Genomic DNA, 15,326 nt, shown 5'->3' on the forward strand with positions numbered 1-15,326 from the left:
ATACTATTTTATAGGAATTTATCCGAAAAGAAAGCCCGATTTTATGGGCTTTTTTATTTTTATTTTCGGATAAAAAAGGATAACTTTAAAAAACTTTTGGGGCGAGTTTGGGGCGAGGAATCATTTTTGGTCACTCCTCTCCATCTCATACATCCTAACAGAATGTAGGACCAATTCACGGTACTTCCAAGCGTTGACTAGATACTCAATCACTTCAGGATCTTCAATTTCAAAACCAAAGAGCAACAACAATCTGACCGTGTATTCGTTTTTTAAAATCGGTACACTATAAGTCACATCCACCCAATGCTCAAAACCTAAATCTGTCTGCTCTACATTTGCTAGTTCAATATTTAAAATCTTCATTTTCATTCCTCCTACTTATATATTCGTAGAAAAAATAAAAAAGCAGTGAAAAAATCATTACTTTTTTTAATTCAGACAGTACTTTCAGAGCAATTTTGTTGACATCAACAAAATTGGCAACCATGCGCTTTATGAAGCTAATTGTTGATGTCAACAAGTCAATTTTCAGACAAACAAAAAAACCGCAAGCTAGTGCCTGCGGTTAGTGTAATAATTTTTTATTCTTTCTGTTTTATTTTGTCGTGATGAGCCCATCAGGCTCAACTGTAAATTCTGGCTTGTCTGCCATGCTGCCATCTGGTTTAATGTAATACCAGCCTGTGCCGTCTGCGGACTGGATAAAGGCATTTGATACCATGGCTCCTTCTTTGCCGTCTAGGTAGTACCAGGTATCTTTATACTTAACCCAACCTGTCTTCATGGCGCCTTCTGCGTCGAAGTAATACCACTTCTCAGCAATCTTCTTCCAGCCTGTGGCCATTGCACCTGAGTTGTCGAACCAGTACCAATTTCCGTCCGAGTGCTTATGCCAGCGGTCTGCGAGCATGTAACCTGACCCGTCGAAGTAATACCAAGTGTCGTTGACCTTCTCAAACTTGTCTTTTGGATAAGAACCGTCTGAGTGTACGTACCAGTAGCCAGTACCGTTTTTCTTCCAACCTGTCTCAATCGTCAAGCCGTTCTCAATATCCTGCTTGAACTGCTCACGACTAATGCCCCATTTAGCAAGATAAGGGTAAGGGTCAACATGGTCGCTATAATTATTAGGTTGATTGTTGGTGCAGTATTCGTGCGATTTAATACCTTCCAAAGAGTCTGAATCTAACGTTTTTGGAAGTCCTGCTTCATCTGCTAAATTTCGAAGCAATTCGATGTACAATCTGTAATCTTCCATGAACTCTTCTTTGGTCGAATGACTTTCAATCAGTTCGACTGCTGCATACGTTTCATAATTCCAGCCACCTCCCACATCGTAGGCACCATTATTTACTGGTCCTACCTGCATCACTCGTCCATTGCCGACAACATGTGAGAAGAAGCCAGATTCGACAAGTCTGCGCATATGGTAGTCTGCTTCGTTTTGAGCTGTTGATTTCTTATTTCCAGTAGAATGAGCATGAATTTGACGATAAGGAGCATAACCAATCTGAGGAAGTCCTTCTCTGTACCTGCTTGTATCAATATCCATTGCTATTCCCCTTTCCATGCATCGTTCATCTGCTTCACAGCTGACTCAACGAATGTGTCCAAATCTTTGTCAGTCATGCTGATATTGTACTTGCTAAGCTCAGCACGGATTTTAGTTCGTGCTTGTTCCAGCTTCTCCTCGCCCTTATAGCCGGTTTCAGCCGATACCTGTTCCACGGCATTGACTGCGTTTTTGGCCAAGATCTCAACAATCTTGACCGTCTGTTCGCCACCTTTTTTGATGAGGTAATCTTTGACTGCTTTGACGATACTACCTGTCGCTACTGCTACAAATCCTGTAACAAAAGCAATAATAATTTCGTTAATCTGTTGCATTTATATTTTCCTCCACAATTTCTAATTCTAGAAATTTTTCATACAGTACCTTGATGGCTCCATTACCACCAAGCTCGACATAACTTTCATAAAGACGAGACAATTCCTCAATCTCATGCTGATTGGTATTGCCTCGTCTAATTGCTTTTTTTAGGTTTTCTTGCAATCGAAAACGTTGTAATCTTTGAAGACCTTTTCCAATAATGGTCAAGCCTTTGCTATTATCTTTGCCAATATTCTCAACATTTGAGACTGTTTTTTCAATAGCACTAATTTTGTCAGATAAGAGACTGATTTGCTTGTCAGTCTCTTTCGTATTCTGCGTGCTCTTGAAAGAGAAATAGCTAGGAATGATTACGATTAGAATCGGACTTAATTTATCCAGAAATGCTAGTAATTCCAATCAGACCACTTCCAATCTACTGTGCAGAAACTCGAGTAGTTTCAAGATCACTTCCATTCTTTTGGCCATCCCACTTCCAGATTGCAAGAAGGCCATTTTGAGATGGTCCGCCTTCAAGTTGTTTGAGAGATTCGCCTTTGTAAGTGAAAGCCTGATTCGTCTGAATCAAGATACGCTTGCCCTCGCCATTTAATTCAACGTGTTCAGGATCTTCGACGACAAACATATCCCCTGGTTGATAGGCCTTGCCTTCTTCTGCAAATGGGAAGAGTTCTACAAGGAGCTTGTAGGTTGTCCCGTAGGCAATTTTCTCGCCCATGATTGAATCCTGTGCCATGACACGCACTACTTTATCGATTTTATTTGCAAGCGCAGAAAGTCGATTCTGCTCGCTCTTGTTTTGGGCAATCTGTTGCTCAGCCTGTTCAAGTTGCGCTTGTGTTTTGACGATGGCATTAGTTGGGTCAAGTTCTGTACGGATATGATCCAGCACCGCTTGAATCAAAGTTGCTTCATTATCCTGTGTATGGTCGCCGTGCAATTCTACTTGCTCGTAAGAATAGCGTCCGTTGTTTTCCATCTTGATTGCGACAACTGTTGTATTTTCTGCGCCTTTAAGATAAGGCTTGATTGCTACTTCGTAATTCATTAGTTAGTTCCTTTCATTTTCGCTTGTGTTTCTTCAAATAATTCTTTAAGTGCTGGGTCATATTCTAAAACAGCTTCAAATTCATTGATTTGTTCTTTGATATTATTGTTTTCTTGCATCAATTCCTGATTCGCAATCTTTTGATCGTTCAACTGAACAATAGAAAAATTACTTTCAATCATAGTATTCGTTGATGCAGTTGACAATTCATTGATTGTCATTCGTAGCGCTTGATTAATTTGTTCTGTACCCATTTCTGCCTCCTTGCATTATTAATTTAATTCAGAGAAATCTGTATATAAGATTCCTCTTTTATCTCTGAGAGTATTAAAATTGACGATAAATCTTTCAAGGATTCCTAAGAGAGAAACTTTTTGACCCCATTTATTTATAAAGTAAAAATCACCAGATAAAATCGCTGAGCGTTTTCCTGTTTCAGGCTTATTATTATCAACAATAGGCCCGATTGTAGGGGTATCACTTGTCTGAATTATCCAGCCTTTTTCATTTTCTCCGAAGCCTTTATTTGATACTCTCAAATAATCTCCTATGGAATTCACGTTTCTTTGGTGAGCATTATTCCAAATTTGTATTCCCGCAAAGGTCTGATTATTACCATTTTCCGTCCCATCTGAATTAGAGCCTATAATAGTAACTCCAGATTTCACCCCTTCTTCGTGTTCGACTTCTTGCTTTCCGGTTGCAAATTTTATAAATTGATTAGGAAAGCCAGCGACAACACGCCTCATGGCTGCTTCTTCAGTGTAGACTTCGTATTGCCCTTTGTTCAAATCGATTTTCATCGCTCCATTTGTTGCACTTAAATCGCCTCCAATAAGTTTCAGACCCTCCACACGATTTGCGGTAAAGTTATTTGCTGATAGATTGATAATCCTCCCATTGGCTGCATCTATACTATCTATATGAGCTGTATTGATTTGTGCCTCACCAATCATAGCAGACTTGATAACCGCTTTATCAATCAAGGTTTCACCCGTGATGTGAGTTAGTTTCCCATCAAATCGATTATGGCCATTAGCGCCTAGATTGATTCCAGAGATGATATCTCCAGCAGAGTTGATATTTTGAACCGCCCACGAACCAGCCAACTGTCTTTGAACGGTTTTCAGGCCTTCATTCTTAGACACCTCAACCTGGAACAGCCGATTGGTCATAGCCATACGAGCGACTTTATCCGCAATTCCATTTTCAGTATTGCCCAAAATCCGCTCGTAAAGCTGACTAGTCTCCTTGACTCGCTGGAAGTCGGCTTGGCTAGCCTTCCCAGAAAGTAGAGATGATATATCTGCGAATCTGCCATCTACTGCTGCTTTGTAGTTGGCAATCTGAGTGGCAATTGAGCCATTTTGTGGGTTTGTAATAGCTTCGAACTTGTTCTCAATAGCTCTTACAGTTTCCTGATAAGTGGCCTTGCCTACATAGTCCTTCGTCACCAGCTCACGTACAGCCGTTGCTTGTTTTGCGCTTTCCTCACGGGTATAACGCTGTAAAGCTTCCTGTCGCTGACCGTCTTTATTGACATATTCTTGAATAGCTGATAAGTCGGTTCGCAAACCCTGAGCCGTTCGCTCAAAAGTAGCCTTAGCTTCAGTGATGATGCCCTCAGTATCTTCGATTGCCGAGCTCCAGTCAGTAGCTAAAGTGCCTTTTTCAAGTTTAATCCTACGAACAGAATAGTTATTATTTCCACCGTAATCGTACAAGGCCATCTCTCCCCTCGAATAACGAAGGTCATCATTTGGAAAGACAATTGGACCTGTGAACGTGAACCGTTGCCATTCTTTTGAAGGGGTAATGTCTGCACTAGCTTTCAGACCAAAGCGATTCGTTTGATAATGATAAAAATGCAGAGGACGGATCTCACCTCCTTCGTTGATTTTTAAATCAAACGAGAGAGTCCAAATTTCCCCGACATTTTCTTGAGTCAGGTATAGATGTATAGGAAACGAGAAGAACCGTGTACTTGTTCGAACCTTCTCAGAATCTCGATAATAGTTTCTACCACCGACTCTCAAGTTTGAAAATTCTTCTCGCAATTTCCCAGCTTCAGCCACAACCAAGGTCTTGTCTGCCTTGTCCTTGGTTGCATTAAGGATTTCCTGACGGATAGAACCAGCCCGCACCTCAAATTCAGCCTGATTCAATTTCTGATCCAGCTTGTTCTGTGTGTCTGTTTCCAGACTCTTCACAGACTGCCTAATATTCTCAGCAGTCACGTTGAGTGCGCTGATATCCGCTTTGGTTCTGAGACCTTCAGTCAGACTTCTCACGCCAGCATCTAGCGAATCAGCGCGCTGTCTGAAGTTGGATTCAACTGTTGAAAGCTGTCCTTCTATATCTTCGATAGCTGGACTCCAGTCAGTAGCTAGAGTGCCTTTTTCGAATTTAATTCTACGCACGGAATAGCTATTGTTTCCACCGTAATCGTATAAGGCCATTTCCCCCCTCGAATAACGAGGGTCATCGTTCGGAAAGATAACTGGACCTGTGAACGTGAACCGTTGCCATTCTTTTGAAGGGGTAATGTCTGCACTAGCTTTCAGACCAAATCGATTCGTTTGGTAATGATAAAAATGTAGAGGACGAATCTCGCCACCTTCATTAAATTTTATATCAAACGATAAAGTCCATGTTTCACCTATATTTTCCCGCGAAAGGTAGGGGTGTATAGGAAATGGAAAGAAGCGTGTACTTGTTCGAATCTTCTCGGAGTCTCGATAATAGTTTCTACCACCGACTTTAACACTCGCTATTTTACTAGCCAGTTCCTCGGCCGTCTGCAGGAGCTCAGACTTACTAGCCTTACCGTTGGCCAAGTTGGTCAGCTCTGATAATCTACGCATCGTTGTCTCTTCATACGTCGCTTGCGCTGACTTCACGCCAGCCAATTCATTTTTTGTCTGGATCAGTGCTTCAACTTGCTTGCTAATCTCAGTTTCAACCTGCGCTTGTTTCGGTAGAATATCGTTTGCGAGTGTCTTCTTTAGAACATCCAAATCACCCGACAGAGTCGTCTGAGCGCTCGTAGCCTGTCTCTTGAATTCTTCAAGTTTGGCAATCGAATCCAACCCAATCCGCTTCGCTTCCTGAGCAAGCAGGCTACTTGCGCCAGCGTTTTGCAACGCTTCCTCAGCTTTCTGTTCGATTAACTTAGTTGAACTCTTAAAGCCTTTGAATTTATTGTCGATTTCCTTAGCAATAACATCTACATCTTCTGTGTCTATGCGCTTTTCCCAAATTTCACCATTCCAAACATAGATGCGATCATAAAGACCATTCTTCTCAAACCAAGTGTCACCAACTTTATGCTCTCTTGTATTATCTGGTGTTTGATACCAAACTTTATTACCTTTCCCATCTAAAAGATATGCAGGTATATTACTTTCAAGTCTTGTCTGCCGATTTTCCAACGCTTCTAATCTTTCACCAAGGCTACCTACCATCGCAGACTTCATCCCTTGTCCGATAGTACCAATTTCTATAGATTCGTTACGATCGTTGAGAACATCATAGTTAACTACTACAACCTTCCCGTCTTCATTAGTCAAGCCAATTTTTGGATAAAAGATAGGGACTATATCACAAAGTTCAACTTCCTCCATGAAAGCCATATCTGCGTAATCAAGTGTTTTCGCTAAATCTACATACTCTACTTTAATGCTCGTCTTAGGTATACCGATACGATTGTCATGAACATATCTTTCAGCCATTTTTCTAAGTTTATCAAGAGTGGGTGTTTCTTTTTCAGCAAATTTAGACGAGAAATCTACAACTTGAACACGTCTATCAGCATACATTTTTACCCACTGGCTATCTACGATCTTTTCAGGTAAGGTAACAAATACTGGGTCGGCTTGCCTTCCGCCTTCATCAGCTTCTGGAGTATAGCTGGCATAAGGATAAATAGATGTATAACTAGATTCCGAATTTTCATCTTCCTCAGCCGATAAAATATTTCTCCCATACTGCAAAACTGTCGGAGTTTTCCTCCCTAACTGTTTATGAAGCCGGATAGTTGTGTTATCGAACTCATACTCTCCTCCCCAAACATCTAAGATAGATCCCTCTATTCCACCCAAAGCCTCCCGAGCTGTCTTGAATTTATCAACTGTCCAACTCGTTTTACCTTCAGTTTCGATATCAGACCATGTTCTAAACTCAACACCGCCAACCAAAGACTCGGACCATCGGGACAAAGCGGCGTTAGCGTCGCCGACTGCAATCGTTCCGTGTACAATACCCATTGTTTCAGTCAAATGGCTAATATGTTTAGCGTAGATTTTAATCACATGGCTACTGTCTTTTACAATTCTTGAAATATAGAATGTTTGATTTTTGGTTCGAACTCCAGCATCTGCTTTGATTCTCATATCTTGCTTAAACAAAGGAGTTAGAGAACCACCTACAGGATACTCTATATATAAAGAGTAATTCCCGTTTTTCTCTCTTGTCGCTGTCGCTTTATTAGCGTCAATTTCTCCCATGCCGTAAGAATCAAATAGAGTTTCAGTCGCATTGTATAAGATTGGTTTCAAATCATCACCCCCCAATAAGGGATAAGTTCCACGCTGAAATTACCCGTCCAAGAAATTCTATTCTCTCCTGGATCTAATTTTGGCATAACGTATTGCGGAGATCTCACAACTTTATCCCAAGCCGGTAAATTCCCACTGTATACAAGTTTTTTTTGCATATCAAAAACAATCACACCTTGGACATTCTTAAATTTTGTCTGTCTGCCGTTGATTGTTAGAACACCCTCTCCGTTTCCACGGATTGTAATAACAGGGTCACTCATCACATTTCCTTTGCCCAGAATGGTTGAGTTATTGGATAAATTAAGCCTATTAAATCCATCTTTACGATACTTAATAGGATGAAGTAAAAAGTTTAACTTTGTTTTTCCAAATTGCTTCAAGGTTTCTTCTACGCTAAAACCTTCCAGATAAGCTCCTTTATAGATATGCTCCTTATCCCAAGAGAAGGACATATCACGGAACCCCTTCACGCTTAGCCACTCAGTAATTTTAGGGATGACATCTGTTGTCAAGCCTTTTTCTTTTACCAAAAGCAAAGGGAAAGACTGCTCGACAGCCTTTCTCCTATTGTTGTATACAAGCAACTCTCCATCACGGCCTGGTACTGTGACGCGTTCTAAATCGTTAGAGGATGTTGCATACTCAATCCCTTGACTCAATTTCAAATTAAATTCTTCATTAGATTTTCCGTTAAATGTAAAAAAAGACATTAAGCTAAACGTCCTCCTTCCTGATTTGTATAATAGGCGAATTCTCTCATCAATCTCTGAATGAATTCTGGAGAGTATGGATCTTCACTATTTGAACCATTCCAGTTAAGTGTGTAGTTAACATTACCAACTTGACTTGATGAATTTTGTTGTGAAGAAGATTGATGGACCAATTCTGACAACAATTGAACAACACGTCTATCATCGTATTGTCGCCTATACTCATTCACTGCACCAATCCTACGACTAAGGTGCGAGATTTTAGTATCTTCAAAACCAATCCCTTTTTCATAGTGAGGCATACCCAAACGATTCATCAAACTACGAGTTTTACCAGCTCGCAAGACCTTTGTGCCAGGTGGCAATGGTAAGACCACGTTACGCCCTTCTGGGATGAAGGATGTTCCATCTGGCAATGTGATCAACTCTTTATAGAGAGTCCCCCGTTGGTCATTGACCGTTGCAAGACCTCCCGGGTGATTATCCGTACCTTTAGCGTGTTGCTCAGTAAAATGTCGTGTGATAATATCAATAAACTTAACAGCTGGCAAGGACATCAACCCTGACCATACACTGTTAATCGCGCTACTTGTGTTATCTTGTGCATTGATGCTTATCGGACCATTCTGCTTAACTGCATTAACTGCGTTGCTTGCAGCGTTAGCTTCTCCTTGGGTTTGGTTTGTCGCATTGATATCAATCGGACTATTTTGCTTAACGGCGTTCACCCCTGCGCTTGCAGCAGCAGAAGGATTTCCAGTTAAATCCACTGCGTTGATGTCAATTGGACTAGTTTGGTAAGGAGCGTTCACGTTTGAGCTTGCTGATTGAGATGCTTCTCCAGTGTTATCGTTGGCATTAATAGCAATCGGACTCTCTTGTTTGATGGAATTTACGCCATAAAGCACAGATTCAACTGTACTTGGTGTCTTGTCAATCGCTTCGATTGGCAATTGCTTACCAGTCATCATATCGATACGACCTTGAACCACCTTGATATCGTTACTAGCTAAATCTTTTAAAGTCAATGCTTTTTCACTCGGTGTCATTAAATTCCATTGAGTCAGCGCTTGTCTGGCGCCCTCTGCACTTCGTAGAAAGCTGTCATTTTTTCCGAGGATTTCTTTTGCTTCAGTAGGCAAAGCATTCCATTGTGCCATCATCTCTTTGCTATCCAATATAGCTTGTACTGCAGGTTTGCCATTCACGACCAATTCTTTTTGCTCAGGAGTAAGCTGTTCCCATTGACCGTTTGCTACTAAAGCTTCACCAATTGTCAAGCGTGCATTAGTTTCAAGATTTGCTTCTTTAAGAATGAACTGCATAGCATCCCATCCGCCTTCTGCTTCAAGGGCCTTTTGAACTTCTTCGACTGCATTCGTTTTTAACTTACCAGTCTTTTCGTCCCAAACCATAGCATTCCATTGAGTATTTGCAAGCTTAGTAGTTTCGGTTGCATCTTTAGCTGTTTGTGCCCACATGCTATGGCCTTCTTGTACTTTCGAGAAAGTGTTCTGGAATTTAATAGCCATTTCATCATAAGTCAAGCCCATTTCCTCAGCTCTCGATTTAAGCTGATTCATAATGCCTGATAATGCTTCTGGGCTAACTTTCAAGGTTTTTAAAAGTCTACCTTGCAAATCATTCCATTTCTGACTATACGCTTCCATTTTAGCTGTGTGCTCAGCTTCCAACTGCTCTATTTTGCTTTTAATCTCAGCACGAGCTTTAACAGATTTTTCATCCTCGCCTTTGATTTGTTCCATGAGCTTCTTGTATCCGTCCAAGCGTTCTTTATAAGAAGCTTGTTCTTCTTTCGCCCATTTCTCAGTTAATTCAGTGGCTTTTTTAAGTTGTTCTGTATTTAATTCATCAGCTTGACCATTGAAAGCTTTTATCATGTTGATGCGTTCTTCACCAGAATACTCCATCAATTCTAGCTGAGTGTTGATTAGTTCATTCTGATTAGATAGCACAATTGCTTTCTCTTCCTCAGAAAGCTTACGATGATTGTTCGCAGCATTTTGATAAATCTGAATGACCTCATCAGACATTTGTTGAACGTTGTTTTTAATTTGGTCAGCATGGCTAGAGATTTGCTGGATCGTCTCTTCGCTCAAGCCTAACTTATGAGCTAAATCGATGTCCTTTGCTAAGTTTTCATCAGCTAATTTTTGAATTTCGGTTGCTAGTTTTTGGACTGCAGTTGTGACTTTATCAATCCCGTCTGAACTTGTTCCAAAGACTGTCATTGCTTGATTCGCTTCATCCACTTTATCCTTAAAGTTTTGAAGTTGACCAGCTTGTTCTTTGCTGACACTAGCACCCCATTCCTGAGCACGTTGCCTTGCTTCATAGGCTTTATTTGCAAAATATGCAGCTGCTGCAGTTACAGCAACTAAAGCCACAGTAGCTAACCCCACTGGGGTCGCCAAAAATCCAAGGGCGCTACCGAGCAAACCAGTCCCTGTGCTTGCTCCTGCTACTGCAGTTTCAACTGCACCAGCTGAACCAGCTACTGCTTTCAGACTACCTGCCACGCCACCAAAATCTTTAAGGTATTTAAAAGAACCACTTAAAATACCAATTCCTTGTGATAGTCCACTGATAGCTTTTACAAAACCACCAACAACAGAGATACCACCTCCTAAGATTTTAAGAACAGGTCCGATAGCCGCTGCTGCCAACCCCCAGTTGATAATATTTTGTTGTTGTTCTGTTGATAGTGAGCTGAACTTTTTAGCCAAATCTGCTAATCCACTAATCAACGGCTTTGCTGCATCAAGTGCGTTTCGAAGCGCCTTAATGAGTGGACCTCCGAATTCAATTGCAATATCTGTCAACTGATTCTTAAACATCCGTAGTTGAGACTCAGTAGTCTCGTAGCGTTTGTTTACTTCGTTAGTTAAGGCAGTATTTTCTTTCCACGCTTGATTTGAACGTTGTACTGCAGCACCCATCTTATCTGAAGCTAGGGCCAAAGATTTTAGCATATTACTTTGTCGGACGCCTGTCATCCCAAGCTGCATCAAAATAGCGTTCATGTTCACGCCTTTATCTTGTGCTTCTTGAAGTCCCTTGATAAAGGATTGCAAGGCTTCAACAGGCTTCTCTTTCCAAGCCTGCTGGAATTCTTCTGAGGTCATTCCTGCAGTCTTAGCAATAAGATTTAAGTCATCAGCTGCTCCCTTTCCTGTCAATGAAACGGCATTACCAATAGCAGTAAGTGTTTGAGTCATGGCAGTACCACCTGCCTCAGCCTCAATACCAACCGAACTCATAGCCGTAGCAAGACCTAAGATATCTGCCGTGCTTAATCCAGCAAGCTTACCACCCGCTGCTAAGCGGTTGGTCATCTCAACGATGTCTTTTTCAGTCGTAGCAAAGTTGTTACCAAGATCTACAACGGCTGCACCAAATCGAGAGTATTCGTCCGACGTCAATCCCATGATGTTCGCAATCTTGGCAATCGCTGTTGCTGCTTCTTCAGCGCTCAAGTTCGTTGATTCTCCCATATCAATCATGGTTCGAGAGAATGAGAGAATATCTTCGGTCTTAATACCTAACTGACCTGCTACTTCGGCAACGTTGGCAATTTCTACTGCACTGGCTGGCAATTCTTTAGCCATCTGACGGATGCCGTCTGATAACTTTTGGTAAGATACCGTCGCGGTTTCGTCCACTGTTTTCTTAACTCCTGCGAACGCTGATTCATAATCAATCGCAGCCTTTAACACGATACCTGCGCCTGCCACAATTGGTGCAGTAACACCACGAGTCAATGCAGATCCGAATCCAGAAACAGTTTGACCAGCTTGACTTATTTTATTTCCAATTTCTTGCGCGCTTTTTCCAAATTTAGTAAATGCACTATCATCGATATAAGCTTGACGCATAGATTTCGCCAACTGTTCATAGCGATTTTGCAACTCTGCAACTTTAGCAGCAGTCGCAGTCATGCTAGCACCTGCTTCAACTAACTTCTGCTTTTGTTCAGCAGTTGCAGTTGAAACATCTCCAATACTAGCTTTTAGTTGGTTATATCGTTCGCTTTGTGAACTTAGCAATTTTTGGTAAGAGCCTAGAGCTGAACCGGTCTGTGATAAGAGAGACTTTAAGTTGCTGACATTCTTGCCAGCACCTTTGAAGTTGTTCTCCATCGCTTTCAGAGAGTTGTCGACACCCTTTAGATAGGTCTTTAACCTCCCAACGTTTGACTGAAAAGGAGCGACATCCAAGGTAGCGGTAGCGACTATTTCACCAATATTACTTGCCATTCATTCTCCTTTCTACCCAAAAAGGAATGGAAAGGCCTTGTCAAGGGTCGTCTCTTCTTCCTCTTTGCTTTCTTTTATTTCTAAAGCTTGCACCATCAAATCAAAATCTGAAAGTCGCATGCTTTTAATGTCATGGATCGTGTATCCTTGACTCATTAGCGATTGAACCCAAACTAATAAATTATTTTGAGCTTCTTTAGGGCTTAGCCCTTTTTCTTCTTTTTTCCCTCGGTAGTCTCTTTTTCTTCTTGTTTTCCACCGAGTGCTGCCAGGTATAGTTCATTCAAAATTTCAAGAGTTTCAACACTTGCGCCTTTCAGATCATCTGCATCGAACTGCTCACCGTACATTTTCACGAACATATCAAGATACGCTTCATTCAACTCGCGATGTTTGGCAGGATTTAGCAAATCTTCCTTCTTTTCGTACAAAGCAGTTTGACGAACTTGGTGTTCTAACGCTAGAAGATTGTCTTCGACATTGACATAATCTTTAGAGAACTCTTTTAGAACCCCACCTTTTTTAAATTTAATTTCAAACATTGTTTACTCCTTAAAAATATAGGCTTGGAATAACCAAGCCTATCCTTATGCATTTTGTCTTACTGCGCCTGATTCAGCGGTTGCTGTTCGTTCAGAACTAGAACCGCTTACGACTTTGGGAAGACGAGTTTACGGAATTCAGCTTCTTGGAATTGTGGGTTGTCTTCACGACCAACTACAATTACAAGGCCTTCGTCTTCGTCTCCACGAGCTACGAAGCTTCCAGATACCGTATCGTTTTTTGGATCTGGTGAACCGTCTTTAGTTTCCAAATCCATTCCTGGAAGTGAGAACTTACCTTTAAGGAGACCAACCCAGATACCTTTACCGTCATCGCCAGTGGTACGGAACAAGCAAGCGATATCGTTTGGTGTCATCTTCTTGCTGTACTTTTCAACACCATTTTCAACAGTGATGCCATAGAAGTCTTTACGAGCATCGCTTCCTAAATCAAGCCATGATACTTCGAGGGTTGTTCCAGTGATACCAGAAGATAATACAACGTATGGTCCATCATCTGCTGTAATAGTGTTCAATTCATTTGTGATATCCAGTTTTGCTGATTTAATTCCTGGGATTTTTTTAGTTTCACCTGTGACGAGGTTTTGAGAGTTCAACACTCCGTATTCAAAACCACGTAAACCAAATTTAACTTTAGACATTTATTTATTTTCCTTTCATTTCTTCGAGATTGCTCCAATCAAAAAGACGATATTTTCGGACGTTCATTAACAATCCAATATCGTCATCCATGTATCGAGGTTTCTCATTAGCTGTGTAGCGTTCAAAACCACTACTTTCTAGTACCACATCCATTCTTTTAGCAATCTGATCCGCTTGTTTAGCATTCTTACACCAAAAGTTGATTGTGATACGTTGTTCCGTTGAGATGATTTCATCATCTGCATACTTGTGAGGTGCTTCATAAGTTAAATAAATTCTTGCAAACGGAGCAAGTTCTTTTTGTTTTAAGTTTGTAGGTTTTTCAGGAATATCATAAGTAAAGATACCTTGTTTGTAACCAGGGAACTCCTTGCCCCTAAACTGATCGAAGAGTTTATTTAATTCTTCATCTGCTACTAAGCGTTTATAAGCTTCAGTTTCAGCAATCATTTACCCAACACCTCCCTCATTTTTGATTTATAAATTGATTCAGCACGAGGAGTGACTGCGTTGATAGTCTTTTCCTCGAAATCTTGCGCTTTCTGATAGATTGTTCCACTATCTGGATATTTCGCACGCCAGCCAGTAGCACGACCATAACCAATATCCTTCGAAGGAGCATCTCCCCCTCCTTTGAAATTACTGATTCTTATATCTTCACTCAATCGAGTGAGAGTGGGTTCATCAGATACAGGAGTATTTACTTCAAGCTCTTTTTTGAACTCTTGGGCAACTTCTGTGACAGCTTCGCGAGCAACTCTTGGTGCTTTAACTTCTAGCTTCGTAAGATTATCAAGACAAAGATCCAATCCTTTCGTCATGACACCATCACTCCCTTGATTAAATCAATTTCCTTGTTAGCATAGTCGCGCTCAATAGCAATGATTTGGTATTCATTGCCATCAAATTCTACATAACAAGAATTGTCAAAAGGTAGTTTTGGTAGATGACGAATTAAGAATGTTTTGGTGTCTTTGTGCTCAGATAGACCACTAGCTTTTGTGACAGTCGCGTTTTCTCTAAAATCTTTAATAGAGGTTTTTGAAACTTCTGCCCAACAAGAATACAGGTCCTTTTTTTCGAAATCTAGCACCTCTCCATCTTCATTTTGTCCACCTACTCTTTTTAAAAAAGTAATGCGGACATTCATATTACGTGTCCGCATTGACTTCCCTCCTTGTTCGAAGTTGATGGATAATGTTCAGGACACCATTTGCCAATGGATAGCGCATGCTATCTGCTGACATCCCACGATGTTCATACTCTTCTTTAACTTGCTTTTTGACAGCAAGCTGGAACTTAGCATAGTTTTCAAAATCCTCTGGCTTCGCATTAGCATCGATAGCGAAGCAGATTTGCTCTTGTGCTGATTCAATCATTTCTTTGATGATTTCATCTTCGAAATCATAATCTATTTTGCAATAAAGCTTCACGCTCTCCAATAATTCTTGTTTAACAGGCATAGACACCTCCTATCAAACTACTAGAGCTAGAAGCTCCGATTTATTTGACGATGGATTATAACTGATGTTCTTACTATCTAGATAATCCATAATTTCTTGCTTGGTGCTACTTGCGGTTGGTACTGCTAGAGTTACCGCTGACCGTGAGACACCCCCACTAATTGGGGGAG

General features: G+C 41.0%; 14 protein-coding genes and 1 pseudogene. All 15 read right to left on the minus strand.

Annotated elements, in window-relative coordinates:
- Positions 1 to 120: 120 nt before the first annotated feature.
- The 15 genes and pseudogenes from O3658_RS07725 to O3658_RS07795 all read right to left on the minus strand — a co-directional run bounded on the left by O3658_RS07725 (position 121) and on the right by O3658_RS07795 (position 15,156).
- On the minus strand, positions 121 to 366 hold the full coding sequence (locus O3658_RS07725; RefSeq protein WP_371560571.1) for a hypothetical protein: 246 nt from the start codon (positions 364 to 366) through the stop codon (positions 121 to 123).
- A gap of 232 nt (positions 367 to 598) precedes the next feature.
- Positions 599 to 1,555, minus strand: coding sequence for an autolysin (locus O3658_RS07730; RefSeq protein WP_371560573.1), 957 nt, complete (start codon positions 1,553 to 1,555; stop codon positions 599 to 601).
- Positions 1,556 to 1,557: 2 nt separating this feature from the next.
- Entirely contained in the window at positions 1,558 to 1,890 is a 333-nt protein-coding gene (locus tag O3658_RS07735; RefSeq protein WP_371560575.1) for a phage holin, read from the minus strand.
- Positions 1,877 to 2,293, minus strand: a complete 417-nt coding sequence (locus O3658_RS07740; RefSeq protein WP_223141097.1) for a hypothetical protein — start codon at positions 2,291 to 2,293, stop codon at positions 1,877 to 1,879. The genes O3658_RS07735 and O3658_RS07740 overlap by 14 nt, the downstream gene beginning before the upstream one ends.
- A gap of 16 nt (positions 2,294 to 2,309) precedes the next feature.
- Positions 2,310 to 2,942: a hypothetical protein gene (locus tag O3658_RS07745; RefSeq protein WP_371560577.1), complete on the minus strand. Its 633-nt coding sequence runs from the start codon at positions 2,940 to 2,942 to the stop codon at positions 2,310 to 2,312.
- Complete coding sequence (locus tag O3658_RS07750) at positions 2,942 to 3,196, minus strand: hypothetical protein (protein WP_371560578.1); 255 nt, start codon at positions 3,194 to 3,196, stop codon at positions 2,942 to 2,944. The genes O3658_RS07745 and O3658_RS07750 overlap by 1 nt, the downstream gene beginning before the upstream one ends.
- A gap of 354 nt (positions 3,197 to 3,550) precedes the next feature.
- Positions 3,551 to 7,498 (minus strand): annotated as a pseudogene (locus O3658_RS07755) (phage tail spike protein); the annotation flags it as partial.
- Positions 7,495 to 8,211, minus strand: a complete 717-nt coding sequence (locus O3658_RS07760) for a phage tail protein (protein ID WP_371560579.1) — start codon at positions 8,209 to 8,211, stop codon at positions 7,495 to 7,497. The gene O3658_RS07760 and the pseudogene O3658_RS07755, both read right to left, overlap by 4 nt.
- Complete coding sequence (locus O3658_RS07765; RefSeq protein WP_371560580.1) at positions 8,211 to 12,488, minus strand: phage tail tape measure protein; 4,278 nt, start codon at positions 12,486 to 12,488, stop codon at positions 8,211 to 8,213. Before O3658_RS07765 ends, O3658_RS07760 begins: the two co-directional genes overlap by 1 nt.
- A 203-nt stretch (positions 12,489 to 12,691) precedes the next feature.
- Positions 12,692 to 13,030 (minus strand): hypothetical protein, encoded by a 339-nt coding sequence (locus O3658_RS07770; protein WP_371560582.1) that lies wholly within the window; start codon positions 13,028 to 13,030, stop codon positions 12,692 to 12,694.
- Between the two features lie 107 nt (positions 13,031 to 13,137).
- Positions 13,138 to 13,692 (minus strand): major tail protein, encoded by a 555-nt coding sequence (locus tag O3658_RS07775; protein WP_371560584.1) that lies wholly within the window; start codon positions 13,690 to 13,692, stop codon positions 13,138 to 13,140.
- Between the two features lie 4 nt (positions 13,693 to 13,696).
- A complete protein-coding gene (locus tag O3658_RS07780; protein ID WP_371560586.1) occupies positions 13,697 to 14,143 on the minus strand; it encodes a hypothetical protein in 447 nt (148 codons plus the stop codon).
- Positions 14,140 to 14,514: an HK97-gp10 family putative phage morphogenesis protein gene (locus O3658_RS07785; protein WP_371560588.1), complete on the minus strand. Its 375-nt coding sequence runs from the start codon at positions 14,512 to 14,514 to the stop codon at positions 14,140 to 14,142. The genes O3658_RS07780 and O3658_RS07785 overlap by 4 nt, the downstream gene beginning before the upstream one ends.
- On the minus strand, positions 14,511 to 14,858 hold the full coding sequence (locus tag O3658_RS07790) for a head-tail adaptor protein (protein WP_371560590.1): 348 nt from the start codon (positions 14,856 to 14,858) through the stop codon (positions 14,511 to 14,513). The genes O3658_RS07785 and O3658_RS07790 overlap by 4 nt, the downstream gene beginning before the upstream one ends.
- The gene (locus tag O3658_RS07795) at positions 14,845 to 15,156 is read right to left on the minus strand and encodes a head-tail connector protein (RefSeq protein ID WP_371560592.1); all 312 of its coding nucleotides are present in this window, start codon (positions 15,154 to 15,156) and stop codon (positions 14,845 to 14,847) included. The genes O3658_RS07790 and O3658_RS07795 overlap by 14 nt, the downstream gene beginning before the upstream one ends.
- Positions 15,157 to 15,326: the final 170 nt, after the last annotated feature.

It is taken from the genome of Streptococcus sp. 27098_8_69 (assembly GCF_041432445.1).
GTDB lineage: Bacteria > Bacillota > Bacilli > Lactobacillales > Streptococcaceae > Streptococcus.

Excerpts from the sequence above, each read along its gene's own strand:
- O3658_RS07725 (WP_371560571.1), bottom strand. The coding sequence starts at position 366 with ATGAAGATTTTAAATATTGAACTAGCAAATGTAGAGCAGACAGATTTA.
- O3658_RS07730 (WP_371560573.1), bottom strand. The coding sequence starts at position 1,555 with ATGGATATTGATACAAGCAGGTACAGAGAAGGACTTCCTCAGATTGGT.
- O3658_RS07735 (WP_371560575.1), bottom strand. The coding sequence starts at position 1,890 with ATGCAACAGATTAACGAAATTATTATTGCTTTTGTTACAGGATTTGTA.
- O3658_RS07745 (WP_371560577.1), bottom strand. The coding sequence starts at position 2,942 with ATGAATTACGAAGTAGCAATCAAGCCTTATCTTAAAGGCGCAGAAAAT.
- O3658_RS07750 (WP_371560578.1), bottom strand. The coding sequence starts at position 3,196 with ATGGGTACAGAACAAATTAATCAAGCGCTACGAATGACAATCAATGAA.
- O3658_RS07760 (WP_371560579.1), bottom strand. The coding sequence starts at position 8,211 with ATGTCTTTTTTTACATTTAACGGAAAATCTAATGAAGAATTTAATTTG.
- O3658_RS07765 (WP_371560580.1), bottom strand. The coding sequence starts at position 12,488 with ATGGCAAGTAATATTGGTGAAATAGTCGCTACCGCTACCTTGGATGTC.
- O3658_RS07770 (WP_371560582.1), bottom strand. The coding sequence starts at position 13,030 with ATGTTTGAAATTAAATTTAAAAAAGGTGGGGTTCTAAAAGAGTTCTCT.
- O3658_RS07775 (WP_371560584.1), bottom strand. The coding sequence starts at position 13,692 with ATGTCTAAAGTTAAATTTGGTTTACGTGGTTTTGAATACGGAGTGTTG.
- O3658_RS07780 (WP_371560586.1), bottom strand. The coding sequence starts at position 14,143 with ATGATTGCTGAAACTGAAGCTTATAAACGCTTAGTAGCAGATGAAGAA.
- O3658_RS07785 (WP_371560588.1), bottom strand. The coding sequence starts at position 14,514 with ATGACGAAAGGATTGGATCTTTGTCTTGATAATCTTACGAAGCTAGAA.
- O3658_RS07790 (WP_371560590.1), bottom strand. The coding sequence starts at position 14,858 with ATGCGGACACGTAATATGAATGTCCGCATTACTTTTTTAAAAAGAGTA.
- O3658_RS07795 (WP_371560592.1), bottom strand. The coding sequence starts at position 15,156 with ATGCCTGTTAAACAAGAATTATTGGAGAGCGTGAAGCTTTATTGCAAA.